Below are 16,139 nucleotides of genomic sequence, written 5' to 3'. Positions count from 1 at the left end.
TTTCCCATCACATCTATTTTTCATCCTGAATATGTGCTGTAAAATATCGTAATATTAGCTTTCAGATGACTGATTCGTTACACTCAGGGTATAAATACAGTTAAAGGAGCTTACTATGCAGCAGTGGATTATGAATGTAATGGAGCAGTTCGGTTACATCGGTGTATTCCTTTTAATTTTACTCGAGAATATATTTCCTCCCATCCCTTCAGAAGTGATTTTAACATTCGGTGGTTTTATGGTGACACAGTCACCTCAACTCAGTTTCATCGGCATGCTGGTCGCCTCCACACTGGGTGCAGTGGCAGGCGCTTTATTACTTTATTATCTCGGCCGAGTGCTGGGTTTAAGACGACTGGAGACAATCGTTGAACGTTATGGTAAATTCCTCCGTCTGACAAAAGCTGATCTGCATAAAGCAGACAACTGGTTTAACAAATACGGCGGAATTGCTGTCTTCTTATGTCGTTTCGTCCCACTTGTGCGCAGCCTGATTTCAGTTCCAGCAGGTCTCAACCGCATGAATCTACTGACATTCACGCTATACACAACGGCTGGTACATTAATCTGGAATGCTGTTCTCATCTACCTGGGTCTGACACTCGGAGAGAACTGGGAACAGGTAGTCCATACCTTTGATAAATATTCAACATCCTTCTATATATTGATGGGCTTGGGTCTGCTCGTATTCATCATTTATCTATTCAACAGAAAACCGAAGGAGGAACAATCATGAGTAAACAATACAAAGTCGTTATATTAGGTGGCGGATCAGGGGGTATCTCAACAGCCAGCCGATTAGTTAAGGCAGGTATCAAAGATATCCTTATCGTTGACCATGCAGATTATCATGCTTATCAGCCTGCCTGGCCACTTGTCGGTAGCGGTGCTGAAACTAAAGAACATACACGTAAAAAAATGAAAAAAGTCATCCCGAAAGGTGCAGACTTTATTCAGCAGAAAGTGACCGCTATCCAGCCCGTTGAAAGAATCATTCGTCTGGATAATAACAGTCAGCTCAACTATGAATATCTGGTTGTAGCGCTCGGTATCCAGCTTGATTTTGATAAGATTGATGGTCTGACTGAAACACTCGGCAAAAATCAGGTCTGCACCAATTATCTATATGACTATGTCGACTATACTTATCAGTCACTGAAAAAGGTGAAAACAGGCAATGTCATTGTTACTAAACCTGCCACTCCTATTAAAGGAGGCGTGGCACCAGAAAACTCTCTCTTCACATTTGATGAATTCTTCAAGAAGAATAAAAAAAATCGACCTGACCTGATACTGAAGAATGCACATGATACACTCTTTCCTGTTGAAAAATATAGAAGACAGATTGAGCAGTACATAAAACAAAAGGGGATCAGTTATGATTTACAGCATGACCTCATCGCGGTTGATGGTCCGAATCAGATGGCGACTTTCAAGAATCTGAGAACAGGCGAACAATACAGCATGCCTTTTGACATGCTGCTTGTCACACCACCGATGAGTGCACCAGATGTCGTGAAGCAGTCTTCCTTAAGTGATGAGAACGGCTGGCTGGACGTTGATATGTATACACTGCAGCATGTCCGCCATCAAAATGTGTTTGCACTGGGTGACTGTACGAATTTACCGACTGTTAAAATGGGTGCTGCAGTTCGCAAGCAGGCACCTGTTCTTGCAAAAAATCTGATTGCTCAGATCAAAGGAAAGAAATTAAAAGCTCGCTATGACGGGCTGACTGTCTGTCCGATTGCAACTGAATATGGACAGGCTATTATGGCAGAATTCGGTTACGATATGAAACCGAAAGAATCCATGCCGATTGACCAGTCTAAAACAAATCCTCTTCTTTATCAGCTGAAGAAAAGAGGCATTCCACTGATGTACTGGCAAGGCATGCTGAAAGGAAGAAGCTAAAGAGAAGAGAGACGTCCATAAAAGGCGTCTTTTTTGTATCATACGAGAAATCGCTTAATATCATTTCTACTATATTCATTTCCTGAAATTAGTTACAATACTATTAATACACTAAATAAAGGAAGTGGCCTGATGTTCCGTAAATTCCTGACCCCTTTTAATAAAAAAATATTAAGTGCGTATGAAGAAACGTATGATAATCAATCATTCGATCAACTCTTACAGAAGTTGTCTCTCGACTATCTTCGAGACAGTGCCCTGTACTATCAACTTGAGTTCGATGAGAAAACCTCCAAGAATGAATTAATCACCTTATTATCTGAGCGCTTTCATAAGAAAGACAGTCTTTATTATGAGATGCTCATTCAAAATGAATCTGAGTTCCGCTTGCTGCAGGATGCTTTATCAGCCAAACATAATGTTCTGAATCTTGCACCGGAAGATATGGAACAGATGACAGCAGCTCTTATCGTATTTGACATTGACGAAAAATTAGTTATTCCTCATGACACCTACACATCTCTGCTGCAATTACCCATGCAGACGATTGAAAATAAAAAAGAAAAATATGAGCAGGATCTGACGTTTATTACAAGCAATCTGATGCTTTATGGCTTTGTGTCCCGTGACCATCTTGAATCACATTATGAGAAAGTTTACCGGCAATCTTTTGAGCCGGATAGTATCGACCTCTTTTTATCTATTTACGATATGTCCGTCTATGAAGGTTATATCGTCGATTCATTACTGGATTCATGGGTCGAGGATAAAAATGATTTCCATGATTTAAAACAGTTTCCTTACTATGAATTTAAGGACCCACGAGAAGTATATGATTACATAGGGCCGGATCATCACTTGCAGACACCGGAGATGAAGATACTGGTGAATTTTCTGAAGAAGAATACATCTCTATCCCCGGAAGAGTGGGATCACCTGATCGAAGGCATACAAGTTTATACAATGGGTGCACCTGACTTTGAGAGTGCCTCTCAAGAAATAGGCGAGCTGATTAAAGGGCTTTTTTCACGCGAAGAAAGACAGACGTTTAACAGACTTTACCGTAATATGTTCAATCACACCAGACAATGGATACTGGCAGGTCACACGCCCTTGGAAATTGAAGAGATGGCTATACAGCAAGAAGAGATGAAACGCTCCATCAAAATGAACAAAATTGTCACTATCAATGAGATAAAGGCAGTAAAAAAGGATTAATCATGATGATTAATCCTTTTTTGCGTTCTATGAACTCTTAAAGCTTTCGTGCCCAGTGACGTTGTTCAACTAAATTGTTTAAGTAGTCTTTTAAATCTGCACCTACTAAGACAATACCTGGCTGCCCTTCTTTAACAGCTGTCTGAGTGATCAAGGATCCTACTTTTTGTGTATAACCGATTGTCTTGTAGTGACGATTAGCCGCTTCAATTGAATCTTTCACTGGCGGCATTAAAGGTTCGACTGCATCTGCAACTAAGATACCATCGAATAATGTGGAATGGACTGTGTCAAATGTTTCAGTGACTTTAAGGTCCCCTAGTTTCATTGCACGGTCGGATACTAATTTATAATTCACTTTATTCGCAGCCAACTCTTTCACATAGCTTTCAATCTGTTTTGGATCTGAATCTGCTGTAACAAAGACGGCTACTGATAATGTATCCAGTTTTTTAACTGTATCCAAAGTACTTAATGCTTTAGAAGCTTGTGTTTCTTTAGACTCTTCATCAGCTGTCGGTACTTCAGCACCTACACGCAGTGCCACTTCCTCAGCCAGTTTTCTGTCGACTTTATTCAAGTTATTGACCGCGTTCTGCTTGACGAAGTCTAACTTACATTTACCGATTTCAAAACTGAAGGCATCAGTTAAATGCTGACGCTCTGGTGCTGATAAACTGTTCAGAAACATTTTAGCCTGTGACCAGTGATCAAGGAAACTTTCACTTCTTGCACGTACTTTATGGGCTTCAATGCGTTCATAGTAAGGTTCAAAGCCGCCCTCTTCAACAGGTGTTGTATGCGGTTCATTGTTATTGATGGCATTGTTATGATAGCTTGTCATGCCTTTATGAATCTGGTGCTGATGTAAGCCATCACGCTGATTGTTCGCAAACGGACAGATCGGCGCATTAATCGGAATCTGATGGAAATTCGGACCCCCTAAACGCAATAACTGTGTATCTGTATAAGAGAAGAGACGGCCTTGTAACAACGGGTCATTACTGAAATCAATACCCGGCACAACGTGTGCTGGACTGAACATGACTTGTTCTGTTTCAGCGAACACATTATCAACGTTGCGGTTTAAAGTCATTTTACCGATACGTTGAACCGGTACGTCTTCTTCCGGCCATACTTTAGTCGGATCAAGGATATCGAAATCGAATTTAAATTCATCTTCTTCAGGTAAGATCTGAAGTCCGAGCTCCCATTCAGGATAGTCACCTTTGTCGATTGCTTCGTACAAATCTTCACGGTTGAAATCAATGTTTTTACCAGCAATAATCTGTGCTTCGTCCCATACTAATGAATGCGTCCCGAGGAGTGGCTTCCAGTGGAATTTAACGAAATGAGATTGGCCTTCTTTATTGATCAGACGGAATGTATGAACCCCGAAGCCCTCCATTGTACGGAAGCTCTTAGGAATACCGCGGTCACTCATCGTCCACATCGTCATATGAGTAGATTCAGGATTCTGAGCGAAGAAATCCCAGAACGTATCATGCGCTGTACCTGCCTGCGGGATTTCATTATGAGGTTCAGGCTTGAATGAATGCACTAAGTCCGGGAATTTGATTGCGTCCTGAATGAAGAAGACGGGGATATTGTTGCCGACTAAGTCATAGTTCCCTTCTTCAGTATAGAATTTAGTCGCGAAACCGCGCGCATCACGGACTGTTTCCGGTGATCCTTTTGAACCTGCTACTGTAGAGAACCGTACAAAAACAGGCGTTTTCTTAGAGGTATCATTTAGGAATTTAGCTTTTGTATACTTGCTTAAGTCCTCATATAATTCAAACTCACCATGCGCACCAAATCCACGGGCGTGGACGATTCTTTCAGGAATACGCTCATGGTCAAAGTGCGTCATTTTTTCTCTGAAATGAAAATCCTCCAGTAAAGACGGACCACGTTCACCTGCTTTTAAAGTGAACTCATCTTCTGCCATCTTTAATCCTTGATTCGTTGTTAATGGAGCGGGTTGAGTAACATCGACTGTGTGTGCCTGTAACTGTTTGTCTTTCTCATTAGTCATCTGTTCATTTCCTCCTCAAATTTTCTTATTAAAACTACTTATACTTCATTTGTATACCCGACTAAACCCGATATATAACATCTCTATTCTTTTTCATAAGCTTTATATATTTTTTCTGTTATTCGATTGTGGTATTATATAGAAAACAATAACCGGAGACTGATATTAAAGAGGAGTAACTCAGGATTTATTTCTGGTATCATTTCGTCAGCACGAAGGCAACTGCTTTCCGGAATTATAGAACTTTGTTCAGTGAGACCTTTGCCATCCATATTTGGCATAGGTTTTTTTATTGTTAAAAATCAATTGAGGAGGCTCCTTGAATGGATCCAAGTATATTAATTTCTTATCTATGGGTACTCGTCGTCTTAATCGTGCTGGAAGGTCTGCTTGCTGCTGATAATGCTATCGTAATGGCTGTTATGGTCAAACATTTAGAACCGGTAGCACGTAAGAAAGCTTTATTCTACGGGCTAATCGGCGCGTTCATCTTCCGCATGATTTCTCTTTTCATGATTGCAATTCTCGCCCAGTACTGGGAGATCCAGGCGTTAGGTGCTGCTTATCTGATCTTTATGTCCATCAAGAATCTGATTGATTATTTCAAACATAAAGATTCAGATGAACCAGCTGTTCCTGATGCTGCTGAACAACAGGAAAACGCCACTAAAGGAAGCGGCTTCTGGATGACCGTCCTTAAAGTTGAACTGGCAGATATCGCTTTTGCGATTGATTCCATGCTTGCAGCGATTGCCATTGCATTAACTCTCCCGCAGGTCGGACCTGACTTCATGGGTATGAACGTCGGCCAATTTGCCGTGATGTTCACGGGCGGTATGATCGGTGTTATTCTGATGCGATTTGCTGCCAATTATTTTGTTGCGATTCTTGCTAAATACCCGTCTCTTGAAGCAGCAGCGTTCGCAATTGTCGGCTGGGTAGGTGTTAAGTTAGTGGTTCTTGTACTGGCACATGAAAAGATCCATGTTTTACCGCATGATTTCCCGCACTCATGGCAGTGGCAGCTGATTTTCTGGTCCGTATTAATTGCCATTGCACTTACCGGCTTCTTAATCGGTAAATTAAAAGAAAAGAAAAGCCATCAATAATCAAAAATTCAAAACAGCTCTCATAAAATTTCTGAGAGCTGTTTTCTTATATGAAACTCATTTAAAGCATGACTGTCTGCGATATAATAGCTAAAAGTTCACATGAAAGGAATATATCTATGATCTCTTCATCTCAATCGTTACCTAAAACTAAAATTCTGCTGATCAATACTTTAAATGATATGTTAAAAGAAGCTTCAATAGAAGATATTACCATCATTGCATTAGTTCAGAAATCCGGCATCACACGTTCTACTTTTTATACTCATTATCACGATAAATACATGCTCTTTGAAGACCTGGTGTATTATCTATGCAAGACTGCTTTTACACCCTTAGTCTTAGAAAAAGTTACAGATGATCACCAGGAATGGCTGGAACAGCTGAAGAAGAATTACAGCCAGACCCTGTATGTTCTTAATGATCACCATCACGTTTTTGCACAAATTCCAGCTAAAAGCAGACTGGTCGCAATCAGAAATGGTATTGCGTTATCAAAGCCTGATTTTATCAATCAACTTGAGCAGATAAACTATAACCCTGTCATCAATAAAGAGTATGCCGCAAATTTTTTTCTGTCCGGTCTATTTTTGACGTATGAGCAATGGATTTATAGCGGTTATGATATACCTGTAGAAGAACTGAGTGAACAGCTGACTCATTTAACAGCCGCTCAGTTCAATCTTCCTCATTAAACTTCAAGTCTGCCTTGTGCTGCTGAAGGACCGCTTCTCCTGTGAAAGTTAACGTGATAGCAGAATCGAGAGTTATCAGCTTTTCCTGCTTCAAGCGTGCTATTTCAGCGTCAAAATGCTGTTCCTCTATCTCAGATAGAGGATTGACGGTAAGATTTTTCAGCTGTTCATATGTCAAAGGTTCCCGGTGATGCAGCTGAATCGTATGCAGTAGGTAATAGGCCAATACAGGCTTCATTCTATTCCCTCCTTTATTGATTTTTATATCTATACCCTTTTTTAATTAACTTCATAATAGATGCATTTTGTGAATAATTTAAGAAATTTAATTTTAAGTCTTAACAAAAAATTCCTTTTATATTACAATAGCATTACATTTATGTTAAAAGAGGCGTTAAGATGACTACATTAAAGAAGAAGACTCAGTATTTACCAGGACTTGACGGTCTCAGGGCTATTGCTGTCATTTCCATTATCATCTATCATTTAAATCCGAAATTTTTGCCGGGCGGCTTTTTAGGCGTTGACACATTCTTTATTATCTCAGGGTATTTAATTACTTCCATCCTGCTGAGAGAGTACGAGGAAACTGGTTCACTCAATTTGTTCAAGTTTTATTCAAAACGTATCAAAAGGCTGTTTCCAGCGATCTGGTTTCTGCTGATAACACTGTTCACTTATTGTGTGTTATTTGAACAGTCTATTCTTTTTCAGCTAAAAAAAGATATTATCGCTGCCTTTTTTTATGTTTCTAACTGGTGGTATATCTTTGATGATGTGGATTATTTCCAGGCGCTTGAACCGAGGCCGCTGCAGCATCTCTGGTCATTGGCAATCGAGGAACAGTTCTATATTTTCTTCCCGGTCGCTTTGCTTCTGCTGCTTAAAAAATTTTCCAGACGTACTGCAATCATTACTTTTTCAGTACTGGCAATCATCTCTGCTGTCTGGATGGCCACACTTTACTATCCCGGTATTCAAGTGTCTCGTCTCTACTTCGGGACCGACACGCGGCTGCAGACTATGCTGCTCGGTGTCTTACTTGCCTTTATCTGGCCGGCCAGCCGGCTGAAGAAAAATCCGCCTTTATCCATGAAAGCGACTATTTCAATCGTAGGTATTCTCAACTTTGTCATTCTGCTGTTCAGTTTTAATCTGGTTTCTGAATCTAGTGGATTTCTCTATCAGGGCGGCTTTTTTATGCTGGGTCTGATGACGATTTCAACGATAGCTTCATGCGTTCATCCTGATAGTCTGCTGAAATCATTGCTCAGTCTGCCATTACTGACGGCAATCGGACGTTTATCATACAGTCTTTATTTATGGCATTACCCGATCATTGTTCTGGTCGAACATCATTTTGTTAAAGGCCAGTTACCTGCATATGCTTATGTCATTGAAATTGCTTTAACTGTTCTGTTCGCCTGGTTCAGTTATCACTTCATAGAAACGCCGTTCAGAAGAGAAGGACTTTCCTATTTCCGCTTCAATAGAATGGTTAACCGATTGCCTATTGTTGTAATACTGCTGGCTTTACTAGGTTTTGCCGGATTTAATTTCTTCTCTGAAAAGACATCCATCGAACCAAAAGTCTACATAGCACAGACAACCGGTAATCTATCCAGTCCCAAAATTCTAGCTCCGGTCAAATGGACTGAGGAAACCGCTGAATCGCCTGACACTCAATACTTATCACCTCTGTTCATCGGCGATTCCATTCTCGTGGATATCAATCTTAATCTTAAAGAGCTGTACCCGAACGCAACAGTGGACGGTGAAGTAGGTCGCAGCATCTATAAAGCAATCCCACTAGCCAACCAGTACAGCTACTTGAATAAAAAAGGACAGATTGTTGTTCTCTTTATTGGGACAAATGGTGACTTCGAGATAGCACAGCTGAACCAGCTACTCGATAAATTTGATAAGACGAAGATCTATTTAGTGACAACGCGTGTACCACGTGATTATGAGTCTCACGTTAATAGTCTGATGAAAGAAGCTGCTTCTTCCCGTAAGAATGTTGAAGTTCTTGACTGGTATGCTGTATCGACGAATCACCCGGAATACTTCGCCTATGATGGAATACACCTTGAATATCCGGGGATTCAGGCGATGACAGACTTGTTCAAGTCTTCCATCAAATAGCATATCAATTGAATCTTACGTATAAATACTTTAACCTTATAGTATCAACTACGGAGGTGTTAGTATGACAGAACAACTTTCAAATCAGGAAAAACGTCAACGTCTATACGAATTGCTTGAGAAAAATGATATTGCAATGTTAACAACTCTCTCAGGTGACAAGCTGGTTTCGCGTCCGATGGGTTACAAGCATTTAGAACAGGATGCTGATCTCTGGTTCTTTACAATGAAGGATACGGAAAAAGCTGAAGAAATCAAAAAAGATAACCGTGTTAATGTATCTTTTGCTAAAGAAGGCTACGCTTCAATCTCCGGTACGATTCATATCGTTGAAGATGATGCGAAGAAGAAAGAATACTGGAGCAAGGCAATGGAAGCTTTCCTTCACACTTCATATGATGACCCGAACGTGATTTTACTCAAAGTGGAAGCTGAATCAGCAGAATACTGGAGTACTGATCAGACAGCTAAAACTGTGATTGACGGCTTCAAGCGTCTCTTCCAGGGCGAAGATAAAGAAAAAGATGAAAGCATGAATGATACAGTAGAATTATAAAAAGAGCCCTCGGGCTCTTTTTTTATAGCTTGATATTACGGTCTTTCCACTCCACTTTCTTCAGGATGAACGTATTGATCCAGGAGCATGTAAAAACATAGATAAAATAAAAGAAAGCGACACTCGCGAGAAGGGCTGTCATGAATGTAAAAGTCCCTGTCCTTCTGCTAAGTATATGGAAATGAACTGTATAGAAAAGATAAAGAAGGCCAGCAAAAAGCATTGCAGAGAATGACTGAGTGATGCTCCAGGCGAAAAAAAGCATACTGCAGACGCTGCCCAGCATCCAGATCACAACGGCACCCATCACCCATGGCTTTGTCGCCTGAGCCCCTGACGCGAAGTGCTTCGCCCAGCCTTTTGACATCGCCCGGAGTCCTTCCGGATACATGCGGAAGCTGATTGTCTCTTTACCAAGTAATGCAGTGACAGGTCGTTCCGCTTGCTTGAAGAGATGTGCCAGACCGAACCCTTCAATAATATGGTGACGCGCACCGTAATGTCCACCCGTCATAAAATAGTGTGCTTTTGAACAAAGGACGACAGGTCCGAATGCAGCTGCGTCATCGTTCTGAATAGCAGCAAACTTATTGAGACCGACAATCGTCAGCACATTGAACCATACTGACAGCTGTTCATATAGCTGCTTTGTCCTGTGATAAGGCTGGATTGAGATAAGTCCACCGTTATATGTAGAAATGATATCCCTCAGGGCATGTTCGTGATCTAAAGTAATATCTGCATCAAGAAACAAGAGAAGGTCGGCCTCTGCATAACCTGCTCCGAAATAACAGACCGCTGATTTGCCCTGCCAGGCCAGGGAATGGTCATAAGGGATGACCCTGGCTCCGTATTGCCGGGCGACCTCTACCGTATTATCCGTGGAGCCGTCATCTATGACGAGACATTGATAGTCCGTTTCCTGCCGGGACAACGATGTCAGAAGATGCGGCAGATTATGAGCTTCGTTTCTAGCGGGAATAATGATTGTCACAGCGGCTGAATATGGCTCTTTCTGACTGATATAAGGTTTCCGGCTGAAGACAAAGTGCCCGGCACACACTGAAAGAATAATCAACAGTACAGGGATGATCACTGCTCTTCTTTCTCCTGAATCATTCGACCGACCTGCTGACCACTCAGCGTTACCATCGGCATGCCACCACCTGGATTGACGGTACCGCCTGTAAAATACAGATTATCAAAGTGCTCACTTTTCTTAGGATGCTTAAATCCTTTGTTCTTCTTCTTATCTGAGACCGTCCCGTATATGGCACCTCTATCTGAACCGTACGTTTTTTCAATTTCCACCGGCGTCCAGAAATCTTCTGTGACGATATGCTCTCTTAAATCGGTCAGGCCCATACGCTCCAGCTTGATCAGCACTCTTTCCCGTAGAGCGAGGTAATCATCCTGACTGAAGGGTGTATCCTGGATGAACGGGACGTGTGGCAGAATCTTGATATTCTCATGTCCCGAGGGTGCCTGGTCAGGGTCAGTCTTATTTGTATTGACCAGATAGATGGTCGGATCATCTGGCAGTATTCTGTCGTGGAATACTTGTCTGAAATTTTTTTCTGAGTCCTTTGAGAAGAAGAAGTTATGATGAGCGAGCTGCGGATATTCACGGTCAACACCGATATGCATGACAATACCTGAACTTGCAGGTTCGAACTTTTCTTTCTGTCTTCTGATGTCAGGGGGAGCTGCCAGCATTTTCTCATAGAACGGTATCACTTCCATATTGGAGATAAAGTAATCTGCTGACAGTTGCTCACCCTTATCCGTTATGACACTGGAAATTCGATCTTTGGCTACTTCTGCTCTGATAATTTTCGTATTTGTGTGGAAGCGGACCCCGATTTCCTTACCCAGTCTGACCAGTGCTTCTGCTATTTTATGCATACCGCCCGGTACATACCATGCGCCCTGTTCATGCTGCATATGAATCATCATATTGAGAACAGCTGGTGCGTCATATGATGATGAACCTACATACTTAATGAAGTAACCGAGCATGGTTCGGAACTCCTCATTCTTCACGCGTTTATTAATCCCTTCCTGCATCGTATGGAAATAATCGAAGCCTCTTAATGCCTGAATAGGCCCATGGTGTTTAATAAGCGGCCAAGTGTAATCGATACCTTTGTCGAAGTAACTGATTTCAGTCATTTCATGTATTTTTCCGGCATACTTCAGGAATCGGCGGTAATCTTTCATATCTTTTCTGCTTAGATGTTTATTTTCTTCCTTCATCTTCTTGAGGTCACCATACAGGTTGTACACATGTCCTGACTCAAAGAAGCCTCGCCATTCAAGATTGAGACGGACTGTTGTAAGATAATCTTCCATACGTCTGTCACTGCGCTCAAACAAGCGTTCAAATATATAGGGCATCGTCAGGATGGACGGACCGAGATCAAAGCCGAAGCCATCCTGTTCGAGGCGATTCAACTTACCTCCTAAATGGGCATTTGCTTCATATAGTTCGACATTGAACCCCTGCTGCCTCAGTGTTATTGCGGCAGACAATCCGCCGAGCCCTCCTCCTATGACAATCACTTTCTTCATGTGTGCTCCTCCTTCAGTATCTGCAAGGCGATGGTGCTGATCTTCTTCTTGCTGATCAGACTGACTTTATTACGTCGAGTCAGACAGTTATAGTTATTCCGTCTGACTTCGTTCAATATCTCCGCATAGATAAGTGCGGCCACTAAAAGGGGCTGTCTTGATTCACGGTTATAATCAATAAGGTGTGGATAAAAACGATTGTAGCGGTCCTCTGCATCCTGCGCCAGCGCTTCCCACATCACGATGAATGCCTCATTTATTTCCTGATTGATCAGATTCTGCTCCGTGTACTGATAGGTCTGCATCATACTTTTCGGTATATAAATACGCTGCTTTTCACGATGGTCTTCACCGATATCGCGTAATATATTCGTTATCTGCATCGCTATACCTAAATTATCTGCTGCTTTTCTGCCTGCCTGAGTGTCTTGACCTGCCAGTATCGGATACAGAAGCTCTCCAACTGATCCTGCAACGTGAGAACTATAGTGATACAAGTCTTCAATCGTAGCCGGCTGTCTGAAATCAAGATCCATCATCTGACCTGTCACCTGTTTACGGAACATGGCGAGGTCAAGGGGAAATTTATTTCGGACGTCAGCAAGTGCACGCCACATTGGATGGTCAATCTGCTCTCCGTGTTCAAATGAATCAATCTGCTGCAGCAAGAGTTGAAGTGCTTCTCTTTTTTCTGCTTCAGATTCATTTCCATCTACGATATCATCCGCTGTACGACAGAATGCATAAATAGCGTAGACTGCTTTCGCTTCGTCCTCCGGCAGCTGACTGAAACCGTAATAGAAACTCTTTGAATGACTCTTAATAATCTGTCTGCAGTAATCATAATCCTCATTTATCTGCATACCCTCTCTCCTTCACTCATCATCCATCATCAGTTCACCTGCCGCTATTTTAGAGGACAGGAGAACAATCGGTACGCCTGCTCCAGGATGCGTACTGCTGCCTGTGAAATATAAGTTCTCACAGTCTGTTGCTTTACTCTGCGGACGAAGATGATTGCTCTGCAGAAGTGTCGGCTGCAGACCGAACGTCGCACCGTTATAAGCATTGAACTTCTTTCTGAATTCCTTAGGGGTGACATATGTTTCAGTCACAATCTCATTTCTGATGTTATGCATGCCCGGCAGCTTCTCTACTTTAGAAAGTGCCTGCTCACGGTAATAGGAGACCGTATCATCGTCCCAATCATACTTCGCAGTTGAGAGCTCAGATACCGGCATCAGAATGTAGAGTCCATCTTTACCGGCAGGTGCCATCGCCGGTTCTTTCTTGGAAGCGATGTACATGTAAACAGACGGATCTGTCAGTTTGCGTCCATCAAAAATCTGCTCGATATTATCATCCAGATCTTCTGAGAAAATAAAGTTGTGCATATTTTCAACTTCATCATATTTTCTGTCCATGCCGAGATACAGGACGAAGCACGAGCAGGAATAAGCCATTTTATCAATATAGTCATCTGTATATTTACCTTTTGCCGACTGATTCTGGACAAGATGTTTTTTGGCATAAGGGAAATCGGCATTGCACATCACATAATCTGCATGGAACATGCCGGCAGCCGTTCTGATGCCTGTCGCCTGCCCGTTATGAATCATGATCTCTTCAACAGGAGTGTGGTAGTGAATGGTGCCGCCCAGTTCTCTGAACAGCTGTTCCATCGCAGTCGCCATGCGGTGCATGCCCCCTTCAATGAACCAGACGCCATATAAAAACTCAATCATGGGGATGATTGTGTATAATGACGGACTCTTGGCCGGTGATATACCGATATATAACGTCTGGAAACTGATGATGTCCCGCAGCCTTTTATCCTTAATGTATTTTGACATACTGTTCTCAGCGCTGCCGAGTGTCCGCAGCTTCAGTCCCTGCCTCAAGGTCGAAAGATTATAGAAATCCTTCGCCTCCCTGAAAGGGCGCTGCAGAAAGTGATGTTTTGCAATATTAAAGCGCTGGTAGAGGTCACTGATATACCTCAGGAATCCCTCTGCATCTTTTTCGTCAACGCCTTCAAACAGTTCCATCAGCTGGACAAGGTCGTTTGATACATCCAGTTTCTCTGTTCCCTGCTTGAAATAGGCGCTATACATCGGTGTCAGCTTCTGCATCGGGATGTAGTCATCGGCATTCCGACCTGCAAGTTCGAATACCTCGCGATACAGTTCCGGCATCATCACGATTGTCGGCCCCAGGTCAAACTCATAACCCTTCTGTCTGATACGATGCATTTTACCGCCCGGCATGCCTTCTTTCTCAAATATCTCGACTTCATAGCCTGCGTGCTGCAGACGGATTGCAGACGCGAGTCCTGCAACGCCTGCCCCAATGACAATGATTTTCTTCATAAATTCCGTCCTCTCTGTTTACGTTGTCTCTGCCATGATTCCAGTTCAGGTGATAATACATAAGGTACCTCTCTTAATGCCGTCATATCTTTTGCGCCAAGTATAAGAGCGATATCCGTCAAATGGGCTTTAAAACGTTCAATCATTTTTATCGTCGGTTCTACACCTTTCAGTTCGAGTTCATTCAGAACTGTGCGCGATAGACCTGCTGCTTTTGCACCGAGGACAAATGACTTAATCGCATCAAGCGGTGTCCGGATTCCACCACTTGAGAGGATATCCATCTCATGCTGAAAAGGCATACTTTCCATCAAGGAGACAGGTGTTGTCTGCCCCCAGTCGTTCAAATAGGACTGATCTTTTCCAGGACGTCGTTCATTCTCAATATAAACGAAGTTAGTACCACCGCGCCCACTGATATCTGCTGCTTTTACGCCGATAGCTTTGAGCTGCGCCAATGTTTCACTGCTCATCCCAAAGCCCACTTCTTTAATGATGACAGGTACTTCACTTGTTCTCACCACTGCCTCTATATTGGACAGCCAGTCAGCGAAATCTCGTCCACCTTCCGGCATGACCACTTCCTGCGGCGCATTGAGATGAATCTGCAGCGCATCAGCCTGTATCATATCTATCGCTCTCTGTGCAAAGTCCAGAGGTACATCGGCGCCTATATTTGCAAAGACGATACCGTTCGGATTGACCTCTCTGATGACTTGATAAGTAGGTATGAGCGCCGGATTTTTAAGAGCAGCATGCATGGATCCAACTGCCATCGGGATATTCGTTTCACGTGAAACGATTGCCAGTTTATGGTTGATTTCACCAGCCCACTTACTTCCACCGGTCATGGCGTTGATATAAATAGGATGCTCAAATGATAGTGACGAAATATGGGTATGCAATGAGATATCCGTCTGCTTGATAGATGGAATAGAACGATGAACCAGATGAATCTGATCGAAACTTGAGGGGGACTCAGGATGATTCAGAGCGAGCCTTATGTGATCATCTTTTCGTTGTTCACGTTGTGTCATATCCTCTTCCTTTCCTTTTAGCAAGTAAACGCTGGACTTTGGGTCGATTATAGCGTTGTATGATAATAAACGGGAGATTGCTGAGCAGCGCATATAAAACATTGATGCGGGCTGCCCATTTAGGGTTCCATAAATAAAATAAAGGGAATAACAAGAGGGAGAGCCAGTGTGTCAGTTCAGCACGGTTTGTCTCGCCGTTAAAACTTTGAAGTGTTTTTGTTGCTGTATTCCCTATTTCCCGGTGATTATAACTGGCACTGAAAATAATGGAGCTGTCCGGCAGATGAGCTTTCCAGCTTTTCACTGAAAATAGCTTGTGCCATACCTCACCTTGCTGCTCCCATTTGAAAGACCTGAAGAGCGGAGACATTCTTACGAAATAAGATACAGGAAGCTTCATCATCAGATAAGATATTGTCATCTGAATAGTGAACCAGGCAAACATATTACGGATAAATAATCTGAATAATTTCACCTTTGTATCCTT

Annotated in this window: 15 protein-coding genes; 7 read left to right on the top strand and 8 right to left on the bottom strand. The window is 42.4% G+C overall.

Annotated elements, in window-relative coordinates:
* Positions 1-115: 115 nt before the first annotated feature.
* From ERX40_RS06975 to ERX40_RS06965, 3 genes are all read left to right on the top strand, one after another.
* The gene (locus tag ERX40_RS06975; protein ID WP_133417782.1) at positions 116-736 is read left to right on the top strand and encodes a DedA family protein; all 621 of its coding nucleotides are present in this window, start codon (positions 116-118) and stop codon (positions 734-736) included.
* Positions 733-1,914, top strand: a complete 1,182-nt coding sequence (locus ERX40_RS06970) for an NAD(P)/FAD-dependent oxidoreductase (RefSeq protein WP_133417781.1) — start codon at positions 733-735, stop codon at positions 1,912-1,914. Before ERX40_RS06975 ends, ERX40_RS06970 begins: the two co-directional genes overlap by 4 nt.
* A 132-nt stretch (positions 1,915-2,046) precedes the next feature.
* Positions 2,047-3,132, top strand: a complete 1,086-nt coding sequence (locus tag ERX40_RS06965) for a hypothetical protein (protein ID WP_133417780.1) — start codon at positions 2,047-2,049, stop codon at positions 3,130-3,132.
* A 37-nt stretch (positions 3,133-3,169) separates the two neighbouring features.
* Here the strand turns inward: ERX40_RS06965 and ERX40_RS06960 are convergent, their stop codons facing one another.
* Complete coding sequence (locus tag ERX40_RS06960) at positions 3,170-5,170, bottom strand: catalase (protein ID WP_133417779.1); 2,001 nt, start codon at positions 5,168-5,170, stop codon at positions 3,170-3,172.
* Between the two features lie 323 nt (positions 5,171-5,493).
* On the opposite strand from ERX40_RS06960, the gene ERX40_RS06955 reads away from it, so the two are divergent.
* Both ERX40_RS06955 and ERX40_RS06950 read left to right on the top strand, forming a co-directional pair.
* A complete protein-coding gene (locus ERX40_RS06955; RefSeq protein ID WP_133417778.1) occupies positions 5,494-6,279 on the top strand; it encodes a TerC family protein in 786 nt (261 codons plus the stop codon).
* A gap of 119 nt (positions 6,280-6,398) precedes the next feature.
* On the top strand, positions 6,399-6,974 hold the full coding sequence (locus ERX40_RS06950; protein ID WP_133417777.1) for a TetR/AcrR family transcriptional regulator: 576 nt from the start codon (positions 6,399-6,401) through the stop codon (positions 6,972-6,974).
* Here the strand turns inward: ERX40_RS06950 and ERX40_RS06945 are convergent.
* Entirely contained in the window at positions 6,958-7,212 is a 255-nt protein-coding gene (locus ERX40_RS06945; RefSeq protein ID WP_133417776.1) for a hypothetical protein, read from the bottom strand. The two genes, ERX40_RS06950 and ERX40_RS06945, sit on opposite strands and share 17 nt — an antisense overlap.
* Before the next feature lie 161 nt (positions 7,213-7,373).
* On the opposite strand from ERX40_RS06945, the gene ERX40_RS06940 reads away from it, so the two are divergent.
* Both ERX40_RS06940 and ERX40_RS06935 read left to right on the top strand, forming a co-directional pair.
* Positions 7,374-9,119 (top strand): acyltransferase family protein, encoded by a 1,746-nt coding sequence (locus ERX40_RS06940; RefSeq protein ID WP_133417775.1) that lies wholly within the window; start codon positions 7,374-7,376, stop codon positions 9,117-9,119.
* A 64-nt stretch (positions 9,120-9,183) separates the two neighbouring features.
* Positions 9,184-9,675 carry a pyridoxamine 5'-phosphate oxidase family protein gene (locus tag ERX40_RS06935; protein WP_133417774.1) on the top strand — a complete coding sequence of 164 codons (492 nt, stop codon included), beginning with the start codon at positions 9,184-9,186 and terminating at the stop codon, positions 9,673-9,675.
* 22 nt (positions 9,676-9,697) lie between these two features.
* On the opposite strand, the gene ERX40_RS06930 is transcribed toward ERX40_RS06935, so the two are convergent.
* Genes ERX40_RS06930 through ERX40_RS06905 form a run of 6 tightly spaced genes read right to left on the bottom strand, consistent with a single transcriptional unit; the run spans position 9,698 to position 16,097 of the window.
* On the bottom strand, positions 9,698-10,771 hold the full coding sequence (locus tag ERX40_RS06930; protein ID WP_133417773.1) for a glycosyltransferase family 2 protein: 1,074 nt from the start codon (positions 10,769-10,771) through the stop codon (positions 9,698-9,700).
* On the bottom strand, positions 10,768-12,246 hold the full coding sequence (locus tag ERX40_RS06925; RefSeq protein WP_133417772.1) for a phytoene desaturase family protein: 1,479 nt from the start codon (positions 12,244-12,246) through the stop codon (positions 10,768-10,770). The genes ERX40_RS06930 and ERX40_RS06925 overlap by 4 nt, the downstream gene beginning before the upstream one ends.
* A complete protein-coding gene (locus ERX40_RS06920) occupies positions 12,243-13,109 on the bottom strand; it encodes a phytoene/squalene synthase family protein (RefSeq protein WP_133417771.1) in 867 nt (288 codons plus the stop codon). Before ERX40_RS06920 ends, ERX40_RS06925 begins: the two co-directional genes overlap by 4 nt.
* 12 nt (positions 13,110-13,121) lie before the next feature.
* Positions 13,122-14,615, bottom strand: a complete 1,494-nt coding sequence (locus tag ERX40_RS06915; RefSeq protein ID WP_133417770.1) for a phytoene desaturase family protein — start codon at positions 14,613-14,615, stop codon at positions 13,122-13,124.
* Entirely contained in the window at positions 14,612-15,652 is a 1,041-nt protein-coding gene (fni, locus tag ERX40_RS06910) for a type 2 isopentenyl-diphosphate Delta-isomerase (protein WP_133417769.1), read from the bottom strand. Before fni ends, ERX40_RS06915 begins: the two co-directional genes overlap by 4 nt.
* Positions 15,639-16,097, bottom strand: a complete 459-nt coding sequence (locus tag ERX40_RS06905; protein ID WP_165980695.1) for a glycosyl-4,4'-diaponeurosporenoate acyltransferase CrtO family protein — start codon at positions 16,095-16,097, stop codon at positions 15,639-15,641. Before ERX40_RS06905 ends, fni begins: the two co-directional genes overlap by 14 nt.
* Positions 16,098-16,139: the final 42 nt, after the last annotated feature.

Source organism: Macrococcus carouselicus (assembly GCF_004359515.1).
Classification (GTDB): Bacteria; Bacillota; Bacilli; order Staphylococcales; family Staphylococcaceae; genus Macrococcus; species Macrococcus carouselicus.
This window is presented reverse-complemented; position numbering and strand designations above follow the sequence as displayed.